This window comes from Microbacterium sp. NPDC056736, assembly GCF_042790415.1.
Lineage (GTDB): Bacteria > Actinomycetota > Actinomycetes > Actinomycetales > Microbacteriaceae > Microbacterium.
Genome location: NZ_JBHTZE010000001.1, coordinates 119,277 through 141,880 on the forward strand (window position 1 = coordinate 119,277; position 22,604 = coordinate 141,880).

Below are 22,604 nucleotides of genomic sequence, written 5' to 3' on the forward strand. Positions count from 1 at the left end.
GGTCCAGGGGTCAGTCGCCGGCGGTGAAGCGCGTGGTGAGCGTGCCGATGCCCTCGATCTCGCTCACGAGCACGTCGTCCGGGCCGATGAAGCGCGGCGGCGTGCGGCGGTTGCCGATGCCCGCCGGCGTGCCCGAGAAGATGATGTCGCCGGGCAGCAGCCGGCACACCGCCGAGAGCCGCACGAGCAGCTCGGGCACGTCGTAGAGCATCATCGACGTCCGCGAGGACTGCATGCTCTCACCCGAGAGGCGGCACGAGATCGCGAGGTCGTCGCGGTCGGCGAACTCGTCCGGTGTGACGAGCCATGGGCCCGTCGGACCGAAACCAGGGAACGACTTGCCCAGGCTGAACTGCGGCGCCGTGCCCTGCAGCTGCGTGATGCGCTCCGACAGGTCCTGCCCGATCGTCAGGCCGGCGACATGATCCCAGGCCTGCTCGCGCTCGAGCCGGTGCGCCTCGCGCCCGATCACCACGACGAGCTCGACCTCCCAGTCGACGTGGCCCTCGGGCAGCTCGACCACGGCATCCTGCCCCACGATCGACGACGGGAACTTCGTGAACGTCACCGGCATCGAATCCGGCGGGTATCCCGCCTCCGCCGCGTGCTCGGCATAGTTCAGGCCGATCGCGAACACCTGCCGCGGGCAAGGCACCGGGGCGCCGAGGGCCGCGACGTCGAGCGTGACGGATGCCTCGGGCGTGGCATCCGTCGCCGTCGAGGCCCACTGCGCGAACGACGCCCAGTCGTCGAACAGCGACTGCGGGTCGGGACCGAACCGGCCCGCCGAAGCCCGGTGCACGTCGACCGCGCGGTCCTCTGTCACGAGGACGGCGCGCCCGCCGAGGTTGGCCAGCTTCACCAGTCGACCCGCTGCGGAGCGGGCTCGCCGTAGCGGTCCTCCCACGAGATGACCCGGTTGCGAAGCGTCCCGATGCCGGTGATCTCGGCTTCGATCTGGTCGCCCGGCTTGAGGTAGAAGTCGAACGGGTCGTCCTGGATCGCCGCGACGCCTGAGATGGTGCCGGTCGTGATGATGTCGCCCGCGCTGTAGATCTGCGGCGAGTGGTACGCCACGAGGTGCGGGAACCTGATGCGGGTCTGGTTGGTGTTGCCCTGCTGGCGCACCTCGCCGTTGACGCGCAGCTGCATGGGCAGCTCGTGCATGTCGGGCACCTCGTCGCGCGTGACGATCCACGGGCCGATCGGGCAGAACGTGTCGATCGCCTTCGAGAACGAGAAGACGCCCGACTCCATCTCCTTGCGCTGGATGTCGCGCGCCGAGATGTCGTTGAACACGGTGAAGCCGGCGATGTAGTCGTCGGCCTCGTCGGGGCCGAAGAACTTGCCCGACTTGCCGATGATGATGGCGAGCTCCAGCTCGTAGTCCATCTCCTTCGTGAGGTGATCGGGGTAGACGATGTCATCGTCCGGACCGATGATCGCGTCCACGTTCTGGAAGAAGACGATGCCCTTGTGCACGGGGTGCGACCAGTTGACGGCTTCGAGCTCGTTGTGATGGTCGGCGAAGTTGCCCGCGGTGTGGAAGAACTTCTTGGGGCGGATGGGCGCCTCGAGCGTCACGTCGGCGTAGGCGAGGCGCTCGCCGGTCTCGGTGACCTGACCGCCGCGCTCGAAGTACTCGCGGGTGGAGGGCACGTCGAGCTCGATGACGACGCCTTCCTCGAGTTCCAGACGGCCGACCCGGCCTCCGTCGAAGGTGATGAGCTTCATTGTCGTTTTCTCCTTGATGTCGTCCGGCGGCGCTCAGGCGCCGACCATGTTGAAGCCGCCGTCGGCGAGCAGGTAGCCGCCGGTGAGGTGTGCGGACTCGTCGGTCGCGAGCCACAGGCAGGTGCCGGCGACGAACTCCGGCGGCGGGATGACGCCCATCGGCGTCTGCGAGATCAGCACCTCGCGCCGGCCGCTCTTCCAGTCCTCGCGCTGAAGCAGACGCTCGGTCTCCATGAAGCCCGGAGCGAAGGTGTTGACCCGCACAGCGGGCGCCAGCACCTTGGCGTAGGACTTCGTGATGCCGAGGATCGCGTACTTCGCCGCCGCGTACTGCGGCGCGCGAGGCGACCCGCGCACGATGACGGTCGAGCCGACGTTGATGATGTTGCCGTGGCCCTGCTCGAGCATCTGCTCGCCGAACTCGTGCGTCATGAGGAGCGTGCCCTTCACGTCGACGTCGACGACCGCGTCGAGGGCCTCCTGCGTGAGGTCGCGCCATGACATCTGCTCGCTCGAGACGTCGCCGACGTTGTTGACGAGCACGTCGAGCACATCGAAGGCCTCGAACACCTCGTCGGCCATGCGCTTGATCTGGTCCCACGAGCCGATGTCGGCCTGCACCAGGATGCCGTCGCTGCCCGCCTCGCGGATGCGCTCGAGCGTCGCCTCGGCGCCCGCCCTCGACGAGCGGTAGTGCACGGCGACCTTGGCGCCCTCCTGCGCGGCGCGCACGGCGATCTCGGCGCCGAAGCCGGTGCCGGCTCCTGTGACGAGCACCGTCTTGCCGGCGAAGCGGGGGTAGATCTGGGATGTGGGGTCGGTCATGGGTTCTCCAATCGTCGAGCGCGCTCAGACGAGCGTGCGTCCGCCGTCGATGTACATGACATGGCCGGTGACGAATCCGGCATGACGTGAGGACAGGAAGAGCGCGGGACCGGTGAGCTCGTCCGGGGTGCCCAGCCGGCCCGCCGGCACGAGGCTCTCGAGCTCTTCGCGCTTGCCCGGCTTGGACAGGTGGCCGGCGGTCAGCGGCGTCTCGATGTAGCCGGGAGCCAGCGCGTTGACGGTGACGCCCGCCGAGGCCCACTCGCGTGCCATGACGCGCAGCAGCTGGTTGATGCCGCCCTTCGAGGCCGCATACGGGCCGTGCGAGTGGTGGGCCAGCAGCCCCGACACGCTCGACAGCGCCAGGACGCGCCCATGCCCCTGCGCGACCATGTGCCGACCCGCGGCCTGCGCGAGCCCGAACAGCGACGAGAGGTTGACGCGCAGGATGCGGTCCCACTCGTCCTCGGTGAAATCGAGGATCGGGCGCCGGTCGTTGATGCCGACGGCGTGCAGCAGCACGTCCAGGCCGCCGAGCCGCTCGACGACGTCCGCGACGACCCGCTCCCCCGCGCCGTGGTCGGTGAGGTCCGCCTGGATCAGCTCGTGGCGGGCACTCATCTCCGACAGGTGCATGCCGAGTGCATCGAGGGCACGCTGATCGCGGTCGACGACGGCGACGGATGCCCCGACCCCGGCGTACGCCAGAGCGCACGCGCCGCCGATGCCGCCGGCTCCGGCGACGAGGACGCGCGAGCCTCTCAGGCCCAGCCAGTCGGGGTCGACGCCCCGCTGGGGAATGGTGTCCGCCATGACACTTCTCTCGCTCAGTTCACTAAATGAAAGTTGGTTTCGTTGAATGAACGTATACTGATCGCCATGATCCGTCAAATGGACGAGCCGATGGCCGAGCGCGTGCCACCGTTCCCCCCGAAGGCGCTGACCGGTGCGCAGCGGGAGCTCTACGACGCCATCGCGAGCGGACCGCGTGCGCAGGGACCCCAGCACTTCGCGCTCACGCGCGCCGACGGCTCGCTGCGCGGGCCGTTCAACGCCTTCCTGCTCGCCCCCGAGCTGGGCGCCGCCCTCCAGAGCGTGGGGGCCGCCCTCCGCTACCGCGGCACCCTGACAGGCCGTGCCCGCGAGCTCGCCATCCTCCTGGTGGCCGCCCGGTGGGACAGCGAGTTCGAGCGGGAGGCGCACGAAGCCGTGGGATCGGCGGTGGGCCTCACCCCGCCCGAGCTCAGCGCGCTGCGCGACGGCGACATCACGTCGTTCACGGGTGTCGACGCGGTCGTCGCGGTCGCCACCATGCGGCTGCTCGACGGTGATCTCAGCGACGAGGCCTGGGACGAGGCATCCGCGGCTCTCGGCGCCGAAGGCGTGTTCGAGCTCACCGTGCTCGTGGGCTATTACGCCACGCTCGCCCTGCAGCTGCGCGTCTTCCGCGTGCGGCCCTGACATTGCCGGCATCCAGACCAGCAGATACGGTTTCACACGATGAAAACTCCGGATGAGTCGCCCGCCCGAGACGACGCCGACTCCGCGGCCGACACACCCGGGAAGACCGCCAGCCGCTACCGCATCGAGGCGCTCGCGAAAGGCCTCGACGTCCTTCGGCTCTTCGACGAGTCCGTGACGTCGCTGAAGCTGCGCGAGGTCTCCGACCGCACCGGGATCCCGATGCCGACGGCGTTCCGCGTCGTCGCGACGCTCGAGGAGGGCGGCTATCTCGAGCGGCTGCCCGACGGCAGCATCCGGCCGGGAGTGGCGGTGCTCCTCCTCGGGTCGGCGGCGCTGCGCGGGTCGAGCCTCGTCCAGCTCAGCGAGCAGCCCCTCCGCCACCTCGCCGAGGAGACCGGCGAGACCGTGAACCTCGGCGTGCTGGTCGGTGACCAGGTGCTCTACCTCGCGCGCCTGCGCAACTCCGACCTCGTCACCGCGAACATCCAGGTGGGCTCGACGCTGCCCGCGGCGTACACCTCCATGGGCAAACTCCTGCTCGCCTATCTCAGCGACGCCGAGCTGGCCGCGGCGCTTTCGAACCACGATTTCGGGGCGGATGCCGGCCCCAACGCCGCCCGGTCGCTCGACGAGCTGCGCGCGCGGCTCACGGAGATCCGCGAGCAGGGCTACTCGCTGCAGGATCAGGAGGTCGCCGCCGGCCTGCGCTCGGTCTCGGTGCCGGTCTTCGGCCGGGATGCCTCCAGGCCCGCCGCGGCGATCAACATCGCGGTCGCGTCGTCGCGTCATGACGTCGCCGCTCTGCGCGGCCCGCTGCTCACGCGCCTGCACGCGACCGCCGACGACATCTCGCGGCTGCTGCGCTCGACCTGAGTCCGGCGCCCCAGCCCCGGCTTCGTCGAGTAACCCCGATCTCGTCGAGAGACCACGTCCTCGGCGCCGACACCGTGGTCATTCGTCGAGAACGCGGTCACTCGGCGGAGAAAGGGTCTCGGCGAGCAGAGCGAGAGTGTGCTCCGCGGCGGGATGCCCGATCTCGTTCAGGTAGCCGTGCATCGCGCCGCGCTCGCGTACGACGCGGACGTCGACGCTCGCTGCGGCCAGTTCGGCCGCGAAGGCCTCGCCCGACGGCCGCAGGCTGTCGAGCTCCGCGTTGACGATCAGCACCTCGGGGAGGCCCGCCAGGTCGTGGCCGCCCGCGAACGCGTAGCCGTCGGGGTCGTGGCCGTCGGGCAGGTAGTTGCGGTTGATCGCGTCCCGGCTCTCGGGCGTGAACAGATGCGCCGCAGGGACGTCCTTCAACAGCTCGGCGGTCTCGTCGTTCGGCGGCAGGATGCCGTCGTGGAGCGACGGGTAGACGAGGGCGAGCACGCGTGGCGCCGTGGTGCCGCGGTCGCGCAGCCGCATCGCGGCGCCGGCGGACAGGTTCGCGCCGGCGCTCGCGCCGCCGAGCGACACCCGCTCGGGGTCCGCGCCGTACGTGCGGGCGTTCGCGACGGCCCAGTCGAAGGCGGCGACGATCTGCAAGCCGGCGACGGGGAATCGCGCCCGGGGACCGGCGGCCTCCATCTCGGCGCGGATCTGCTCGGGAGACGGGGTGTCGGCGTCGGGGTCGGGCGGACCGAGCACCTCGAGGGCGTCCAGCGGCGCCAGCGTGTAGTCGACCGACACCACCGTGACACCGTCCGCGCTGAGGCGCCGGCCGACCTGGTCCGCTTCGGGCATCTCGAGCGTGCCGAACATGAATGCGCCGCCGTGCAGCCACACCAGCAGTGCGCCGTTCGGCTCGCGGGCTGGGTAGACCCGCACCCGGAAGTCGTAGCCGCCACCCTCCAGTGCGACGTCATGCGTTCGGGTCATCGGTGATCCTCTCGGTTGTGCCCGGTGACGCGGGCGACGAAGTCGATGGCCCGATCGAACACCACGTCGGTGTCATCGAGCCCCTTCCAGAAGTGTCTGCCGCCGGGAACGGGGCGGAGCTCGACGCCGACGCCGACCGCACGCAGGGCCGCGGCCAGCGCCTCGCTCTGCGCGAAGGGGACGTGCTCGTCGGCCGTGCCGTGCGCGATGTGGAACGGGGGCGCCCCGGCGTGCACCTGCAGCGCCGGCGAAGCCAGACGTGCGACCTCCGGGCGATCTGCTGCAGGGCCACCCAGCCACCGCGCCTCCCGGGTGTCCTCGGGCGCTTCGCCGGTGTCGTGTTCGGCCATCGCGAACAGGTCGGCCGGTCCGAACCAATCCACGACGCCGCAGATGTCGTCTCGGCGGAGTCCCGCCAGCGCGGCGAGCGTCGCACCGGCCGAGACCCCCCACAGCACGATGCGCGAGGCATCCGCTCCGTGTTCGGCGCCGTGGGCCTGCAGCCAGGCGAGCGCGGCGTCCACGTCGTCCAGCTGCGCCGGAAAGCGCGCTTCGGCGCTCAGTCGGTATTCGCACGAGGCGACCGCGAACCCTGCGGCGACGATGCGGTCGAACGACCGGGCGTCGCCGATGCCGGGCGTGAACACCTTGCGGCTGCCGCGTCGCCACCCCCCGCCGTGCAGGAACACGACGAGGGGCGCGCCGGCGGCGCCGGGTGTGCGCAGATCGAGCGAGAGCGGGCGGGATCCCTCCGGCTGGGCGACGTCGACCTCGAGGATCGAGGGCATCGGAGTCAGTCGCGGAACCGGAACTCGGGCATGAACTGCGTCCAGTACTTCTCGCCCGCAGCACGCATGGTCGGGTAGTCGGGCACGTAGACGCCCTGGGGCTCGGTGAGATCGGTCTTCTGGCCCATCGCGTGGAAGAACCGCTCGAAGCCGGCCGTGCCCACACCGAACACCTTGGTCGTGTTGTGGATCTGGAACGCGTGCACGATGTTCGCGGGGATGTATGCGAAGTCACCCGTCGTCAGCGTGGTCCTGGAGTGGTAGTCGGCCTCGTCGTCCATCCAGATGCTGATCTCGCCGTCCACGACATAGAAGATCTCGTGCGTCTTGAAGTGCTTGTGGGCCGGGATGCGGTCGCCCTTCGGGCCGACCATGGTGAAGGCTCCGTACTGGTCGTCGGTCTCGTCGGCCGACAGCAGGATCGAGAAGAGCTGGTCGAAGACGAGCGACTTCTCCCCCTGCCCTTCGCCGAGGACGAACGGCCTGGGCGACGCCGGTAGGACGCCTGCGAAGGGGACCTTGTCGGGGTCGTCAGCAGGGAAAGTGGTCATGCTTACCTCCTTGTAAGAACGCGGTGCCGTTAGGCAGACGGAGCATCGGGTCGTTCCGAACAACTGCTCCGGGTGCCTCAAGTCTCGCCAGAGCGCGCGGCAGGCGGAAGTTCGAGCTCCCTACCCGGCGTTAGCCGGAAGCTAAGATTCGGAGCATGGATGTGCCTATCCACGTGATCCGCTATTTCTGTGTGCTCGCCGAGGAGCTGCACTTCGGACGGGCTGCGGAACGCCTCAGCATCACGCCTCCGTCGCTGAGTCAGCAGATCAGCCGCCTCGAGCAGCAGCTCGACGTCAAGCTGTTCGATCGCAGCCCCCGCAAGGTGGAGCTGACCGCCTACGGGCGCGAGCTGCTGCCCCTCGCCCGTCGGGTGCAGGACGACCACGACCAGCTGCTCAGCTGGGGCCGCTCGATCCGACGCGATCGCAACGCTCCGATGCTGCGGGTCGGGGTCGTGGCCGCCGGGGCGGGCAGCCTGACGACCGCGGCGATCGCGGCGACGATGCAGGCGATCCCGCAGGCGCGCATCGAGATGCGCCGGCTGGGCTTCTTCGACGTCGCCGAGGAGCTCGAGGGCGGGCGCGTCGACGTCGTCTTCGCACCGTGGCCCATGCTGCTGCCGCCGCGCGTCCGCGCCGAACCGCTCTGGCGGGAGGCGCGCGTGCTCGTCGTGCGGGCCGATCATCCGTTCGCCGGACGCGAGTCGATCTCGATCCTCGAGACCGGCGACGAGATGTTCGTCTCGGTGGCGAACGGTCCGGCCGAGGTCGTGAACTGGTGGCTCGTCGACCCTCGCCCCGACGGCACGCGACCCCAGCGCGGACCCACCGCCGACAGCGTCGAGGGGCTGCTCGAGCTGGTCGCCGCCGGCGCGGGCGTGAACATCGCCGGGCAGTCGGCCAGTCAGCACTATCGCCGCGACGAACTGGCGTTCATCCCGATCTCCGACATCGAACCGGCGACCATCGTGCTGTGCAGCCTGAGCGACAGCCCGAACCCCATGGTCACGTCGTTCCGCGAGACCGCCCAGGCCCTGTCTCCGATCGTCGACGCGACGTTCCACTGACCCCGCTCAGGCGGCGGAGACGGATGCCGCCGCCCTGAGCGCCTGCCATGCTTCGCGTCTGCGGGCCTGCTCGTCGGGATCGGGCACGGGCGATGCCGCCATGAGGACGCGGGTGTAGTGGGCCTGCGGGTTGCGCATCACCTCGGCGGTCTCGCCCTGCTCGACGATCCGGCCGCGGTTCAGCACGACCACCCGCTGGGCGAGGAACTCGACGACGGCCATGTCGTGCGCGATGAACAGGTAGCCGAGATCGGCGCCGGCGCGCAGGTCCGAGAGCAGGTTCAGCACCTGCGCCTGCGTCGACAGGTCGAGCGCGCTGACCGCCTCGTCGCAGACGACAAGGCGCGGGTCGGTGACGAGCGCGCGCGCGATCGCGATGCGCTGGCGCTGACCGCCCGAGAACTGGCGCGGATAGCGATCCTCCGAGCCGGGCGCGAGGCCCACGGATTCGAGCGCCGCCTGCACCCTCCACGTGCGCTCCGCGCGCGGCACGCCCGCGACGCGCAGCGGTTCGCCGAGCGCGTCGCCGATGGGCCTGCGGGGGTTGAGAGACGAGAACGGGTCCTGGAAGACGGCGCGCAGGTCGCCCTGCAGGGTGCGGCGATCCGCGGCGCTCAGCCGGGTGATGTCGCGTCCCTCGAAGATGATCTGCCCGCTCGTGACCGGCACCAGCCCGAGGATGGCGCGCCCGATCGTGGTCTTGCCCGAACCCGACTCGCCGATCAGGCCCAGGGTCTCACCGCGGCCGATCGTGAACGACACGTCCTCGACGGCGAGCGGCCCCTTCCGGCCGTAGCGGATCGAGAGGTTGCGCACCTCCAGCAGCGGGGCGTCCGGCGAGATCACGACAGGCTGTAGCGCACTCATAGCTCTCCTCCGACGGCCACCGGACGGCGCCACTCCTCTTGTCTGCCCTCGACCTCGTCGCGGCGGATGCAGCGCACGCCGCCCTCGCCCTCCGCGCGCGGCAGGAGCGGGATCGCTGTCCTGCACTCGTCCCGGGCGAACCGGCACCTCGCGGCGAAGCGGCATCCGCTCGTCCACGATCCCGGCAGGGGCACCTGACCGGGGATGGACGCGAGGCGGGTCGTCCCCTCGAAGTCGATGATCGCGTGCGGGTCGGCGGCCAGCAGCGCCATCGTGTACGGGTGCTCGGGGCGCACGAGCACATCGCGCACGGTCCCGGACTCGACGATCTGCCCGGCGTACATCACCGACACGTCGTCGCACAGGTCGGCGACGACGCCGAGGTCGTGCGTCACGAGGATGATCGACATCTCGCGCTCGGCGATCAACCCGCGCAGCAGTCCGAGGATCTCCGCCTGCACGGTGACGTCGAGCGCGGTGGTCGGCTCGTCGGCGATCAGCAGCTTCGGCGTGCCCGACAGCGCCAGGGCGGTCGCGACGCGCTGGGCCATGCCGCCCGAGATCTGGTGCGGGTAGCTCTTGAGCACGCGGGGCGGGTCGACGATCCCCACGTCGGTCAGCAGCTGCAGCGCGATGCGCTTCGCCTCGCGGCCACCCACGCCGCGGAGCCGCTTGACGGATGCCGCGAGCTGCCACCCGACCGTGAACATCGGGTCGAGCGCACGGGTCGGCTCCTGCGAGATGAACGCGATCTCGTGCCCACGGGTGCGCTGCAGCGTCTTCTCGTCGGCACGGGCCAGGTCGACGCCGTTCCAGCGGATGCTGCCGGACCGCACCGACAGCCCCGGGGCGAGCAGCCCGAGCATCGCGTACGACGTGACGCTCTTGCCGCAGCCCGATTCGCCCACGAGGCCCAGCACCCGGCCGGCCCCGACGCGGAGGGAGACACCGGAGACGAGCTCGGGCCCGTCGTCGACGCCGATGACCAGGTTCTGGACGAGCAGCGCGCCGTCCGCATCCGCGGGAACGAGGGATTCGGATGCCGCGACCGGCGCCGGCGCCGCGGCGGGCGTTCCCACCGCAGCGGCCGGGGCATCCGTCGGCGCCTTCCTGCGCTTCAGTGAGACGAGGGAGGGCGGCATCGCGGAGCCCCCGGCGAGCACATCGGCCAGCGAGTGCGCGGCGATGATCGTGAGCGCGAGCACGCCGCCTGTCGGGATCATCATCCAGGGCTGCTGGAAGATGTATTGCGACGCGGTCTGCACCATGCCGCCCCACGTGGGCTCGGGCGGCTGGGGGCCGAGGCCGATGAAGGCCAGTCCCGCCTGCAGCCCGATCGCCGCGCCGAACAGCAGCACGAACTGGACGATGACCGTGGTCGACATGTTCGGAAGCACGTGGCGCAGGCTCGCCGTCATCGGCCTCACGCCGTCGACGGCGGCCGCCTCGACGTACAGCTGCTGGTGCAGCGACTTCGCCTGACCGAAGAAGACGCGGTAGAGCGCGCCGAACAGCAGCAGCCCGAAGGCGACCATGACCAGCGGCATGTTGGTGCCGACCGCGGCGATGAACGCCAGGATGATCACTGTGCCGGGAAGGGAGAGCACGATCTCGCTGACCCGGTTGACCACGCCCTCGGCGCGCGCGTAGCGCGCCGCCCACAGCGTGATCGGGACGGTGACCAGCACGGCGACGATCGGGGTGATGACCGCGATCAGCAGCGTCGGGGCGGCCGCGGTGACGATGCGGGAGAGCAGGTCGCGGCCGAGTTCGTCCGTGCCGAGGAGGTGCGCCCACGAGGGGCCCTGGAGTACGGCCGAGAGGTCCTGCTCGAGCGGACCGTAGCGCAGCCACAGCGGCGACGTGAGCGAGGCGAGCACGAGTCCCACCAGCCAGATGATCGACAGCACGGCCGCCGGCGAGCGCAGGACGCGACCGCCGAGCCGCCGCTGCGGCTTGCGGATGCGCAGGATCGAGGTGGTGTCGATGGTCATGATGCACGCAGCTTCGGGTCGAGGACGCGGTTGAGGAGTTCGAGGCCGAGGTTCACGACCACGACGACGAGCGTCGCGACCAGCACCAGCGCCTGGACGAAGGGCAGGTCGGCCGAGCCGACCGCCGCCTGCATGGCCTGCCCGATGCCGGGGAGCGCGAAGAGCACCTCGATGATGACCGAGCCGCCGAACAGGATGATGAACTGGATCGCGACGCTCGCCAGGATCGGCAGGCTTGCGCTGCGCAGCGCATGGACGTAGACGATGCGCCACGTGGGCGTGCCGACGGCGCGCAGGGTGCGCATGTGCTCCTGGGTGAGTGCCTCTCCCATGGAGGCCCGGGTCTGCCGCGCGAGGCCGGCCGCGGAGGTGATCGCGATCGTCAGCACCGGCAGCACCAGCGACCTCGCCCACGCCTCGGGGTTCACGGCGAACGGCACGAATCCCGTCGCGGGAAGCAGCCGCATCTGGACGGCGAAGACGTATACGAGCAGGACGCCCACCCAGAACGCGGGAAGGGAGAGCAGGATGCCGGAGAGCGCGGTGATGCCGCGGTCCACCGCTCCTCCGCGCACGGCGGCCACGACGCCCATCGTGATCCCGAAGAGGGCGCTGACGAGCGTGCCGAGCACGGCGAGGGCGGCGGTGACCGGCAGGCGCTTGGCGATGTCGGGGCCGATCGGGCGCCCGTCGATGAGCGAGACGCCGAGGTCTCCCTGCAGGACCTGTCCCCACCAGCTGAGGTACTGCACGATCCACGGGTCGTACCAGCCGACCTCGATGTTGTAGGCCTCGACCTGCTCCGGGGTGCCCGCCATGCCGAGCGCCACCCCGCCGGGCGTGGACCCGGACAGGTGGACGAGCACGAAGGCGAGCATCGTGGCCACGACGAGGGTGAGGATCGCGAACGCGATCCGCCTGAGCACGAAGGTGAGCATCATCACTCCCTGGTGTGTCCGGCGCGGCGGCGGCGAGGGCCGCCGCCGCACCGGAGCCTGTCAGGACGCCGGCTGGAGCGCCGAGAGGATCGGGAACGAGTCCGTCCCGGGGAAGGTCGGCTCCTCGAGGACCGCCTCGTTGTAGGCCCAGGGAGACAGCTGCTCGAAGAGCGGGAGCAGCCAGCCGGACTCGACGATCGCCGCGTTGAGATCGGTCAGGGCCGCCGCCTGAGCGTCTTCATCACCGGAGCCCGCCGCCGCGCCGTACGCGCCGGCCGCCGCCTGGATCTCGGCGTTCTCGGCGCCGTGGAAGTTCGCGAAGCCGAACAGCACGCCGAACACGTTGCCGGGAGGGTTCGTCCACGTCAGCGCGATCGGGCCACCCAGGGGCTGCGTCTGCACGGCGGCGAAGATCTCCTCCGTCGACGAGGCGTTCTTCAGCGAGACGTCCACGCCGATCTCGGCCCAGTACGGCTGCAGCGCCTCGAGGTCGCGCTGGCTCTGCTGGCTGATCGTGAAGTCGAACGCGAAGCCGTCGGGGTAGCCCGCCTCCGCCAGGAGCTCCTTGGCCCCCTCGGGGTCGTACGCGTAGTCGTCCTCGAGCTCGGGGATGTAGCCGGGGCTCTCGGCAGGCAGCGCGTTCGCGGTCGGGATGTCACCCGGGTGCACCGCGGCGACGTAGGCCTCGCGGTCGATCGCGATCGACAGGGCCTTCCACACGCGCGGGTCGCCGAACTGCGGCGCGAGGCTGCCGTTCTTGTCGAACGGCAGCAGGTTCTGCACGACGCCGCCGTTGGCGACGAGTCCGACCCCGGCGGCCTCGACCTGGTCCTGCGTGGCGCTGGTGATGAAGGCCAGGTCGACCTCGCCCGAGATGGCGGCGTTCACGCGCGCCTGCGGGTCGAGGATCGGGCGGAACTCGTACGAGTCGTAGGGGTACGCGTCGACGTCGGGGTGGTCCTCCTTCTTGACCAGCAGGTACGAGTTGCCCTTGATCGTGGCATCGGTGTCGACCTCGAGCGGTCCCGAGCCGTCGGCGGTGGCATCGAGGGTGCTGCGGTCGGCGACGCCGGCGGCGCCCACGATCGCGCCGGCGGGAAGCACGAGGTTGGCCTCGAACCCGGGTTGCGGAGCCGCGAAGGTCAGCGTGACGGTGTCGTCGTCCACGACGGCGACCTCCGAGATCTCCTGCTCGCCGCCCTCCGCGAATCCGCTGTACGCCGACAGGTCGGGGTCACCGCGGAAGTCGAGGTTCTGCTTCACGAGATCGGCCGTCACGGTGGAGCCGTCGGCGAACTCCGCGCTCGTGTCGAGGTCGAGCGTGAGCTGCGTCTGGTCCTCGTTGTACTCGAAGTTCGTCACGAGGTCGGGGACGACCTGCCCTTCTTCGTCGAGGAGGAAGAGGGAGTCGTAGATCCCCTCGAAGAACATGCGCTGGCCACTGCCGTAGCGCAGCGGGTCGTAGCCGAGCGCGGCCTGGTCGGAGTCGAGGCCGATGACGAGGACCGACGTGTCGGCGGGCTCGCCGCCGGTGCCCCCCGAGCCGCCGGGCGCCGTGCAGGCGCTGAGGGCCAGAGCTGAGGCGGCGACGGCCGCAAGGACGGCGGCGCCGCGCGCTGTGGTGACTAGAGACATCCTGATCTCCTGTGATCGTGGTGTGCTGGTGCGGACTTCAGTGGTCGCGGATCGCTGATCGGGAGTCGATCCTTCGGTACAGGTTGACCCGGTGCGGCCGGTTTGGCCATTCGGATCCGGGCTGGGCTGCGTTAGCGAACGCCTAACGCTGCCCATCTCAGGCGTTGCTTACAGTGAAATAGGTTTTCACACACTGAACGACTGTGAGAGGATGGACGAGAGTCAGAGAGGACCACTCATGCCCGCAGCATCCTTCCCCGCCGACTTCCTCTGGGGAGTCGCCACCGCCGGCCACCAGAACGAAGGCGACAACGTCCACAGCGACACGTGGTTCCTCGAGAACGTCACGCCATCGGTGTTCCAGGACCGGTCGGGCAAGGCGACGAACGGCTGGGAGCTGTGGGAGTCCGACCTGGACCTCGTCGCCGGGATGAACCTCAACGCCTACCGCTTCTCGGTCGAGTGGGCCCGCGTCGAGCCCACCGAGGGCGAGCTCTCCGAAGAGGCGCTCGCGCACTACGAGGCGGTCGTCGACGGATGCCACGCCCGCGGGCTCGCCCCGATCGTCACCTTCAATCACTTCACGTCGCCGCACTGGTTCGCGGCGCGCGGAGCGTGGCTGGACCCCGAGGCGCCCGAGCTGTTCGCCCGCTACTGCGGCGCGGTGATGGATCGCTTCGGCGACCGAATCCGCCTCGCCGTCACCTTCAACGAGCCCGACCTGCCCGAGATGCTCACGTGGGCGGATCTGCCGTCGTTCGTCGCCGACCTCGAGCGCGCCACGCTCGCGGCCGCCTCGGCGGCGGCGGGCGTCGAGCGGTACCGCGCCGGCAACGTCATGCTGCCCGAGGACTTCGCCGCGATGCGGGCGGGGATGACTGCCGGCCATCAGGCGGCGAAGGCCGCGATCAAGGCGCGCCGGCCGGAGCTGCCTGTGGGCCTGTCACTCGCGGTCGTCGACGATGTCGCCGCCCCCGGCGGCGAGGAGCTGCGCGACCGCAAGCGCGCCGAGGTCTACGAGCACTGGCTCGCACTCGCCCGGGAGGACGACTTCATCGGAGTGCAGAACTACGAGCGCATCATCTACGGCCCGGATGGTCAGGTGCGTCCGGCAGACGGCGTCGCCGTGAACGGGATGGGGACGGCCGTCGAGCCGGAATCGCTGCGCGGCGCCGTCGTATACGTGCACTCGGTCGCCCAGGTGCCGGTGCTCGTGAGCGAGCACGGGATCGGGACCGAGGATGACAGCATCCGCGCCGCCTTCATCGGGCCCTCCCTGGATGGCCTCGCGCAGGCGATCGCCGACGGGGTGCCCGTGATCGGCTACTGCCACTGGACGCTGATGGACAACTTCGAGTGGATCTTCGGTTACGGCCCGAAGCTCGGGCTGCACTCCGTCGACCGCGAGACCTTCGAGCGGACTGCCAAGCCGAGCGCGGGCGTCTACGCGGAGCTCGTGCGGGCGGCGCGCGGGCTCTGATCCTCGGCTCGACACGACGGGTGACCGCGCCAGGCCGCCCTCACCACCGCGCCGCACGGTGGATTCGCGGATTCCGATGCGGGCCATCAGCGGATGCGGGTTCCCGCGCGCCCGGGGCACGGGCTACGGTCGCCCCATGACCAGCTATCCGGGGCTCGAGGGACGCACGGTCGTCGTGACGGGTGCGGGCGGCGGGCAGGGGGCTGCCGAGGCCCGCCTGCTCGCGGCCGCGGGTGCGCGCGTGATCGCGACGGACGTGACGGATGCCACCGCCGAGGCGCCGGGAATCGAGCACCGTCGGCTCGACGTCACGGACGAAGCCGGCTGGGCGGACCTCGCCGCCGAGCTCGCTGAGAGCCTCCACGGCGAGCCGCTGCGCGGTCTGGTGAACAACGCCGGCATCACGCATCGCGCCCGGCTGGGCGCTGTCGCGCGCGCCGACTGGGACCGCGTGCTCGCGGTCAACCTGACGGGGCCGATGCTCGGCATCCAGGCGCTCGCACCCCTGATGGGCAGCGGGTCGTCGATCGTCAACATCGGATCGTCGGCGGCGCTCAACGCGCACTACCCCGTCGCCTACACGACGTCGAAGTGGGGCCTGCGCGGACTCACCCACGTGGCTGCCACCGAGCTCGGCCCACGGGGCATCCGGGTCAACGTCGTGCACCCCGGCTTCATCGAGACGCCCATGACGGCGAGCGCCCCCGAGGTCATGCGCGACGCGCAGCTCACGCTGACGCCGCTCGAGCGGCTGGGCGACGCCGACGAGGTCGCCGAGCTCGTCGCGTTCCTGCTCTCGGACGCCGCGTCCTACCTCACCGGCGCCGAGATCCCGGTCGACGGCGGCGCCACCTCGTCGGCCGGCGCCAAGTTCATGGCCGACCGCATCGGCAGGCCCTGACGGAGCCGCCGCGCCCGGCCCCGTCGCCGAGATCGCATGATCTCGCCGAGATGACACGTCCTGGGCGCCCGCGTCGTGTCATCTCGGCGAGAACGCACGATCTCGACAGCACGATCGGCGTCAGCGGGCGACCTCCTCGACCCGCGTGCCCGACACCTGCTCGACGACCCGGCGCGCGCCGCGCACCGCGATCGCGACGCTCATGAGCGTCGGGTTCATCGTGTTGGCCGTGGGGATGAGTGCGTTCCCGCCGACGACGAGGTTGTCGAACCCCCACACGCGCGACCACGGGTCGGCGACCGACGTGCCGTCGTCGGCAGCGCCCATGCGCATGGTGCCCATGTAGTGCAGGCTCGAGCCGTTCGGTAGGAGCCGAGGCTCGGCGACGAACGCCCCGAGCGCCGCGCCGGCACGCCGTACCCGCTCGTGGGCCTCGTCGAGCTCGGGCTGCTCGGCATCGGTCAGCGCGTACTCGATCGTCATGTTCGGGAAGCCGCGGTAGTCGAGCTCGGCGTCGTCGAAGGTGACCCCGTCCTCGACGCGGGGGTGCTTGCGCACGCCGTAGCCCATGTTCACGTAGCCCCACCGGTTGCCCGCCGCCGGGTGCGACGGGTCGAGCGGGAACGGCGGGTTCTCGGCGTACATCACCTGCAGCGACAAGGGGTGGTCTGGCTCCGAGAACGGGATGCGGTTGACGGCGGCGACCGGGTCGGCCGCGTTCTGCGCGCGGCGCGCGAGCTCGGCCGCGAACGCCTCCTCCGAGATGAGGCCGCTCATGCGCTCCTCGTCCAGGGCGACGGTCGTGATGACGACGTGATGCTCGGTGAGGTAGCGGCCGAGGGCGCGGGGACGGATGCCGCTGGCCCACAGCAGCTGCGGCGAGCGGAACGCGTCGGCGGCCACCACGACGACGTCGGCCGGGAAGAACGACGTCTCCTTCGTGCGCAGGTCCTCGATCGTGACGCCGGTCACCTCGCCGCCCTCGTGCTCGATCCGGCGCACGAGCGTCAGGTCGCGCAGCTCGAATCGTGCCGACTCGGGCGTGCCCTCCTCGATGAGCGGGCCGAGGACGGTGTTCGCGCCCGCCCACACCATGGAGCCGTCGGGCTGCGGGTCGCCGGCGACGGGCAGGGTGCCCACGCCGTAGCCCTCCGGCAGCTCGGCGCCGAACTCCGCGTCGAGCAGGGAGCGGATGGCAGAGCCGATGGGCGAGTCGGCGAACGCGGCGCTCTGCGCGTGCAGCAGCGCCTCGGCCGCCGTGATCAGCTCCTCCCACTCGCCGTCGTCGATGAAGTCGACCTTCTCGCTGAACGCGGGACGCGGGATGGCGCACGTCCAGTGCGCGCCCTGGCCGCCGACGTTGGTGGCCGCGGCGGCTGCCGGGAAGGTGGGGGCGTGCGCCGAGCCGGGTCCCCCGAAGTCGAGCAGGTGCGTTCCCTGGCGTGCCGTGAACATGCCCTCGACGACCACCCCGGCGGGGATGCCGAGGCTCTCACGGAACGCGCCGGACTGCGGTCCCTGCGACATCTCGCGGGCGCGGGCCTTCTCGTCCGGGTCGGCGATGTTGCGGACGCTCTCGCCGGGCACCGCTGTCAGCTGCGGGCCGGCCTCGAACATGACGACCCGAGCCTCGGGAGAGCCCTCGAGGATCACCCTGGCGTAGGCGGAGCCGATCGGCCCTGAGCCGACGATGGCGACGATGGGGGTGTGAGACATCGGAGTACCTCTTCTGGTCACGCGGTGAGCGGTTCGGAGCTGGGGGCGGGGGCGTGCTCGGACTCGTCCGAGAGCCGCCCGGCGGGAAGCAGGACGGCGGCGACGACGCCCACGGCGTAGGTGGCGGCGAGCGCCGCGAAGACCGGGGCGAAGACGCTGCTGTAGATGGCGGCGACCTCCGTCTGGACGGCGACGGATGCCTCGTGCACGAACTGGGGCGTCAGCGTCGCGGCGTCGAGGGACGACGGCAGGAGCGCCGCGACGCCGAGCCCGATGACACCGCCGACGATCGCCGTCGCGACGGTCGACCCGATCTGCCGCACGAGGTTGACGGCAGCGGTCATGCTGCCGGTGTCGCGGCGCGGCGCGGCGCTCTGCACGACGGCGATGACGAGGCTCATGAACGCCCCGGTGCCGATCCCGACGACGGCCATGACGACCATCGGCACCCACAGCGGCAGCCCCACCGGCAGCAGCGCCATCACGAAGAGTCCCGCTGCGCCGAGCGCGGTGCCCACGATGCAGTAGACGCGGTAGTGGCCCGTGCGGCTCACCAGCCATCCGGTCGCGAGGTTGGACACCAGCATCCCGAACACCGTCGCGATGGGGACGAGGCCCGACACGGTCGCGCTGGTGCGGTAGGCCATCTGGAAGTAGGTCGGCAGGTACGCCGTGATCGAGAACAGTCCGATGCCGATGATGGCCGACAACGCCGTCCCGGCCGCGATGGTCCGGTCGGCGAAGAGCCGCAGCGGCACGAGCGGCTCGGGGGCGCGCAGCTCGATGAGGAAGAACGCCGCGAAGGCCATGGCGGCGATGACGAACGAGACGACGGATGCCGCGGCCCGCGCGGGATCGCCGACCCAGGTGACGGCGAGCACGAGTGCGACCATGCCGACCGCGAACGAGAGCGCGCCGGCGATGTCGAAGCGCCGCCGACCGAAGCCGGGGAGGCGCGGGACGGCGATGAGCGCGAGGAGGAGCGCCGCGACCCCGAACGGGATGTTGATCCAGAACACCCAGGGCCAGCCCCAGTAGTCGGTGATCAGGCCGCCGAGCACGGGGCCGACGAGGATCGCGACGGGGAAGGCGGCGCCGATGATCGCCAGGTACCGGGGTCGCTCGCGCGGCGTGGTGACCCGGGCGACGATCGTCTGCGACATGAGGTGCAGCCCCGCCGAGCTCATGCCCTGCACCACGCGCGCGGCGATCAGCTGGGGCATGTCCTGCGCGAAGCCGCACGCCAGCGATGCGACGAGGAAGAGCACGAGCGACACGAGGAACACGCCCCGCGGGCCTGCCGCGTCGCCGAGCTTGCCGAGGATCGGCAGCAGCACGGTGCTGGCGAGGGTGTAGCCGACGACGATCCAGCCCATCTGGGCGAGGGCGCCGAGGTCACCGGCGACGGTCGCGAGGGACGTCGCGACGATGGTGTGGTCGAGCGCTCCGAGGATCGCGACCGTCAGCAGCGAGACGATCAGGAGGCGGATCCGCCAGGGTGACATGCTCATACGCGTTGTGGCCCGTACGACCGGGCGATCGACGCGACGGGATGTGCCCCCGCGCGCCTTCGCGGCAGGGGACGGGCCGGCAGCGGCCCCGACGTCACCGTCGATTCTAGCCATTCTTTAGCAAGAAATCAACATAAGTGCACGCCTTGTCAGCCGCGGTGCCGCACACGCGGGCGCGGGCGCGCCACAGTCGGCTGGGGGGCGGGGACGGACTCTCCCACGAGACCGACGAGCTCGCCGATCCCCTCCACCGTCATGCGCACCTCGTCGCCCTCGCCCAGCGGCGGGGGGACGAGGCCGCCGTTGCGGCCCCACAGCTCGCCGAGGCATCCGCCGTTGCCGACCGTGCCGCTGCCGAGCACGTCGCCCGCCACGACGCGGGAGTTGCGCGACGCGTAGGCGACCAGCTCGGGGAAGGGCCAGCCCATGTTCGAGACGAGGTCCTCGCCGATCAGCTCGCCGTTGACGCGCACCTCGGCGCGCACCGCGAGGAACCCGTCGGCGTCGAGGAACGGCTCCAGCTCGTCGGCCGTGACGATCCACGGGCCGAGGCTCGTGCCGAAGTCCTTGCCCTTGGCCGGCCCGAGCCGCACCTTCATCTCACGGCCCTGCAGGTCGCGCGCCGACCAGTCGTTCATGATCGTGTAGCCGAAGATGCGGGATGCCGCGGCCTCCGGGTCGAGGTTCGCACCGGGCTCTCCCCCCACGACGACGGCGAGCTCCAGCTCGAAGTCGAGCCGCTCGGTGACGGGCGGCCGGAGCGTGTCGCCGGGGCCGAGGATCGTGTGCGGGTTGGTGAAGTAGAACGTCGGAGCCTCGTACCACTCCGGCGCGACGAAGCTCTTGCCCTCCACGCCGGCGCTCACGCCCTCGACGTGCTCCTCGAACGCCACGAAGTCGCGGACGGATGCCGGGACCAGCGGCGCCAGCAGGCGCACGTCGGCCAGCGCTGTGCCGCCGGACCGGTCGATCCGCGCGAACGCGGCGCGCGCAGCATCCAGCCCTCCCGCCAGGATCCCCGCGACGGTCTCGCCGTCGTGGAACGGCATGACGCGGTCGCCGACCACGAACCCCTCGCCGACGGCGCCGCCGGACTCCCAGCGCGCGATCCTCATGCGCGCACCCGCGTCTGGAGGAGCGCCTCGGCGTTGCTCGAGAGGATGCGCTCGGTCAGCTCCGGCGGCAGATCCGCGCCGCGCACGAACGACACCGGGTCGTCCAGGCCCATGTCGAACGGGAAGTCGCTGCCCAGCAGCACCCGCGAGCCGCCCGCCACCTCGACCAGGTGCCGCAGCGCGACCGGGTCGTGCACGACGGTGTCGAACCACAGCTTCTTGAGGTAGCTCGAGGGCGCGTGCGCGCAGCGGCGCGCCTCGGGGCGGACGTGCCACGCGCGGTCGGAGCGACCGATCGCGAACGGAAGGTATCCCCCGCCGTGGGCGGCCACGATCTTCAGGTCAGGGTGACGATCCAGCACCCCCGCGAAGATGAGGTGCGACAGCGCGACCGCGTTCTCGGTCGGCTGCCCCACGGTGTTGGACAGGTAGAACCGGTCCAGGCGCTCGTCGAGGCTGCAGCCGAACGGGTGCAGGAACACGACGCAGCCGAGCTCGGCAGCGCGCGCCCAGAACGGCTCGAGACGCTCGTCCGACAGCTCGACGTCGCCGGCGAACGACGAGATCTCCACGCCCGCGAGGCCCCGGCCGAGCACAGCGTCGTCGAGGTACTCCACGATCCGCTCCGGGTGCTGCAGCGGCACCACGCCCAATCCGGTGAGGCGGTCGGGCGCACGGGAGACGTGCTCGGCGATGAGCCGGTTGGTCTCCCCCGCCACCCACACCGCGAGGCCCTCGGGCGCCCACGGATAGAAGTGGTTGGGCGAGACGCTCACCCACTGCCGGTCGACGCCCTGCGCGTCCATCGCCGCGAGCCGGGCGCCGACGTCGGTGAGCTTCGGGATGCGTGCCCCGACCATGGCGCCGGACGCCTGGAGGCTCTCGACGCCGTTGCGGCGCCGCTCCAGCTCCGCCGCCTCGGCGACGAGCTCGGGCGCACGGCGCACCACCTCGTCGTGCAGGGCGGGCAGGAGGAGGTGCGCGTGGACGTCGGTGGTCATGCCGGCTGCGCCGTCATCTGTGCGATGCCGAACATGAGACCACCGGCGTCGGCGTCGCGGACGCCGTCGAGCTGCCATTGGCCGAGTTGCACGGATGCCTCGACCACGGCCTTCGCCCGCGGCAGGCGTCGCGCGTGGAACTCGTCCCACAGCTGCTGGTCGACGGCGTCGCGCTGCACCAGCAGCTCGGTCAGGACGAGCGCGTCCTCCAAGCCCTGGGCGGCGCCCTGCGCGATCGTCGGGGGGCACGAGTGCGCGGCGTCGCCGATGATGACGACGCGGCCGCGGTTCCACGGCTCCTCGACGATGTGCTGGGTGAACCAGGTGTAGTTCGCGTGCGCACCGTTCTCGAGGTCGGCGCGGATCGCGTTCCAGGGCCCGTCGTAGGCGCGGGACTCCTCGAGCATGATGCGGCTGGCCTCCTCGTCGGACAGGCCGAAGCGGTCCTGGGCCTTCTCGACCAGGAACGCGTACATGCTGTCGTCGCCCGTGGGCGTGTAGCCGGCGATGTACATCGGTCCGCCGTAGTAGAGCTCCGTGCTCTCCACCTCCGCCGGACGCGAGACGAAGGCCCGCCAGATGCCCATGCCCGTCGGCTCGGGCTTGGTCTCGATGCCGATGAGTCCGCGCACCTTCGAGTTGAGTCCGTCTGCACCGATGAGCAGATCGAACTCTCCGACGGACTCGCCGGCGACGAACACCTCGACGGTGCCGTCGGCGCGCGCGTCGAGACCGCTGATGTCCGCACCGAAGTGCAGGCGTGCGCCGGCCCTCTGCGCGTGCTCGGACAGGATCCGCGCCAGGTCTGCCCGCGGTATCCCCATGCTCGACGGGTAGTCGGGTCCGCCGGTCTTGAGGTCCGGCAGCGCCGCGACGACCGGGGCGCCGGGACCGGGGGCGCGCAGGTTGAGCCCCTCGAAGGCGAAGCCGGCGGCGTTGATGTCGTCCCACGCGCCGAGGGCGTCGAACACCCGCAGCGCGTTGCCCTGCAGCGAGATGCCCGAGCCGAGCGCGGTGAGCTCGGGCTTGGCCTCGAAGACGTCGACGTCGACGCCGGCCTTCGCGAGCTGGATGGCGGCGGCGAGTCCCGCGACGCCGCTTCCGGCGATGGCGACCTTGCGGACTGCGGTCATGTCAGAACCTCCCTGTTCTGGATG

Annotated in this window: 21 protein-coding genes; 5 read left to right on the top strand and 16 right to left on the bottom strand. The window is 70.9% G+C overall.

Features of this window, described 5'->3' with window-relative positions; translation table 11 throughout:
* Positions 1-10: 10 nt before the first annotated feature.
* Genes ACFRAL_RS00540 through ACFRAL_RS00555 form a run of 4 tightly spaced genes read right to left on the bottom strand, consistent with a single transcriptional unit; the run spans position 11 to position 3,372 of the window.
* Positions 11-862: a fumarylacetoacetate hydrolase family protein gene (locus tag ACFRAL_RS00540; RefSeq protein ID WP_378878664.1), complete on the bottom strand. Its 852-nt coding sequence runs from the start codon at positions 860-862 to the stop codon at positions 11-13.
* On the bottom strand, positions 859-1,734 hold the full coding sequence (locus ACFRAL_RS00545; RefSeq protein ID WP_378878666.1) for a fumarylacetoacetate hydrolase family protein: 876 nt from the start codon (positions 1,732-1,734) through the stop codon (positions 859-861). Before ACFRAL_RS00545 ends, ACFRAL_RS00540 begins: the two co-directional genes overlap by 4 nt.
* Positions 1,735-1,767: 33 nt before the next feature.
* Positions 1,768-2,559, bottom strand: a complete 792-nt coding sequence (locus ACFRAL_RS00550; protein WP_378878668.1) for an SDR family NAD(P)-dependent oxidoreductase — start codon at positions 2,557-2,559, stop codon at positions 1,768-1,770.
* A 24-nt stretch (positions 2,560-2,583) separates the two neighbouring features.
* Positions 2,584-3,372, bottom strand: coding sequence for an SDR family NAD(P)-dependent oxidoreductase (locus ACFRAL_RS00555; protein ID WP_378878670.1), 789 nt, complete (start codon positions 3,370-3,372; stop codon positions 2,584-2,586).
* Between the two features lie 66 nt (positions 3,373-3,438).
* Here ACFRAL_RS00555 and ACFRAL_RS00560 point away from each other — a divergent pair, with 66 nt between their 5' ends.
* Together ACFRAL_RS00560 and ACFRAL_RS00565 are read left to right on the top strand one after the other, a co-directional pair.
* A complete protein-coding gene (locus tag ACFRAL_RS00560) occupies positions 3,439-4,020 on the top strand; it encodes a carboxymuconolactone decarboxylase family protein (RefSeq protein ID WP_378878672.1) in 582 nt (193 codons plus the stop codon).
* Between the two features lie 39 nt (positions 4,021-4,059).
* Complete coding sequence (locus ACFRAL_RS00565) at positions 4,060-4,896, top strand: IclR family transcriptional regulator (protein WP_378878674.1); 837 nt, start codon at positions 4,060-4,062, stop codon at positions 4,894-4,896.
* A 78-nt stretch (positions 4,897-4,974) separates the two neighbouring features.
* On the opposite strand, the gene ACFRAL_RS00570 is transcribed toward ACFRAL_RS00565, so the two are convergent.
* From ACFRAL_RS00570 to ACFRAL_RS00580, 3 genes are read right to left on the bottom strand one after another with little or no spacing between them, the layout of a single operon-like run.
* On the bottom strand, positions 4,975-5,883 hold the full coding sequence (locus tag ACFRAL_RS00570) for an alpha/beta hydrolase fold domain-containing protein (protein ID WP_378878676.1): 909 nt from the start codon (positions 5,881-5,883) through the stop codon (positions 4,975-4,977).
* The gene (locus ACFRAL_RS00575) at positions 5,880-6,671 is read right to left on the bottom strand and encodes an alpha/beta hydrolase fold domain-containing protein (RefSeq protein ID WP_378878678.1); all 792 of its coding nucleotides are present in this window, start codon (positions 6,669-6,671) and stop codon (positions 5,880-5,882) included. Before ACFRAL_RS00575 ends, ACFRAL_RS00570 begins: the two co-directional genes overlap by 4 nt.
* A gap of 5 nt (positions 6,672-6,676) precedes the next feature.
* Entirely contained in the window at positions 6,677-7,222 is a 546-nt protein-coding gene (locus ACFRAL_RS00580) for a quercetin 2,3-dioxygenase (RefSeq protein ID WP_194396794.1), read from the bottom strand.
* 155 nt (positions 7,223-7,377) lie between these two features.
* Between ACFRAL_RS00580 and ACFRAL_RS00585 the strand changes: the two genes are divergently transcribed.
* The gene (locus tag ACFRAL_RS00585) at positions 7,378-8,289 is read left to right on the top strand and encodes a LysR family transcriptional regulator (RefSeq protein ID WP_194396795.1); all 912 of its coding nucleotides are present in this window, start codon (positions 7,378-7,380) and stop codon (positions 8,287-8,289) included.
* A 6-nt stretch (positions 8,290-8,295) separates the two neighbouring features.
* Here the strand turns inward: ACFRAL_RS00585 and ACFRAL_RS00590 are convergent, their stop codons facing one another.
* Genes ACFRAL_RS00590 through ACFRAL_RS00605 form a run of 4 tightly spaced genes read right to left on the bottom strand, consistent with a single transcriptional unit; the run spans position 8,296 to position 13,723 of the window.
* Positions 8,296-9,156: an ATP-binding cassette domain-containing protein gene (locus ACFRAL_RS00590; RefSeq protein WP_378878681.1), complete on the bottom strand. Its 861-nt coding sequence runs from the start codon at positions 9,154-9,156 to the stop codon at positions 8,296-8,298.
* Positions 9,153-11,150, bottom strand: a complete 1,998-nt coding sequence (locus tag ACFRAL_RS00595; RefSeq protein ID WP_378878683.1) for a dipeptide/oligopeptide/nickel ABC transporter permease/ATP-binding protein — start codon at positions 11,148-11,150, stop codon at positions 9,153-9,155. The genes ACFRAL_RS00590 and ACFRAL_RS00595 overlap by 4 nt, the downstream gene beginning before the upstream one ends.
* On the bottom strand, positions 11,147-12,091 hold the full coding sequence (locus tag ACFRAL_RS00600) for an ABC transporter permease (protein ID WP_378878685.1): 945 nt from the start codon (positions 12,089-12,091) through the stop codon (positions 11,147-11,149). Before ACFRAL_RS00600 ends, ACFRAL_RS00595 begins: the two co-directional genes overlap by 4 nt.
* A gap of 57 nt (positions 12,092-12,148) precedes the next feature.
* Positions 12,149-13,723 (bottom strand): ABC transporter substrate-binding protein, encoded by a 1,575-nt coding sequence (locus tag ACFRAL_RS00605; protein WP_378878686.1) that lies wholly within the window; start codon positions 13,721-13,723, stop codon positions 12,149-12,151.
* 238 nt (positions 13,724-13,961) lie between these two features.
* Here ACFRAL_RS00605 and ACFRAL_RS00610 point away from each other — a divergent pair, with 238 nt between their 5' ends.
* Together ACFRAL_RS00610 and ACFRAL_RS00615 are read left to right on the top strand one after the other, a co-directional pair.
* Positions 13,962-15,203, top strand: a complete 1,242-nt coding sequence (locus tag ACFRAL_RS00610; protein ID WP_378878688.1) for a glycoside hydrolase family 1 protein — start codon at positions 13,962-13,964, stop codon at positions 15,201-15,203.
* A 136-nt stretch (positions 15,204-15,339) separates the two neighbouring features.
* Complete coding sequence (locus ACFRAL_RS00615) at positions 15,340-16,104, top strand: SDR family NAD(P)-dependent oxidoreductase (RefSeq protein WP_378878690.1); 765 nt, start codon at positions 15,340-15,342, stop codon at positions 16,102-16,104.
* A gap of 120 nt (positions 16,105-16,224) precedes the next feature.
* On the opposite strand, the gene ACFRAL_RS00620 is transcribed toward ACFRAL_RS00615, so the two are convergent.
* The 5 genes from ACFRAL_RS00620 to ACFRAL_RS00640 form a co-directional block, all read right to left on the bottom strand.
* On the bottom strand, positions 16,225-17,820 hold the full coding sequence (locus ACFRAL_RS00620; protein WP_378878692.1) for a GMC oxidoreductase: 1,596 nt from the start codon (positions 17,818-17,820) through the stop codon (positions 16,225-16,227).
* Between the two features lie 17 nt (positions 17,821-17,837).
* Positions 17,838-19,331, bottom strand: a complete 1,494-nt coding sequence (locus tag ACFRAL_RS00625) for an MFS transporter (protein WP_336394332.1) — start codon at positions 19,329-19,331, stop codon at positions 17,838-17,840.
* Positions 19,332-19,480: 149 nt separating this feature from the next.
* Complete coding sequence (locus ACFRAL_RS00630; RefSeq protein ID WP_378878694.1) at positions 19,481-20,446, bottom strand: fumarylacetoacetate hydrolase family protein; 966 nt, start codon at positions 20,444-20,446, stop codon at positions 19,481-19,483.
* Positions 20,443-21,447, bottom strand: coding sequence for an amidohydrolase family protein (locus ACFRAL_RS00635; protein ID WP_378878696.1), 1,005 nt, complete (start codon positions 21,445-21,447; stop codon positions 20,443-20,445). The genes ACFRAL_RS00630 and ACFRAL_RS00635 overlap by 4 nt, the downstream gene beginning before the upstream one ends.
* Positions 21,444-22,580: an FAD-dependent monooxygenase gene (locus tag ACFRAL_RS00640; protein WP_378878698.1), complete on the bottom strand. Its 1,137-nt coding sequence runs from the start codon at positions 22,578-22,580 to the stop codon at positions 21,444-21,446. Before ACFRAL_RS00640 ends, ACFRAL_RS00635 begins: the two co-directional genes overlap by 4 nt.
* Between the last annotated feature and the right edge of the window lie 24 nt (positions 22,581-22,604).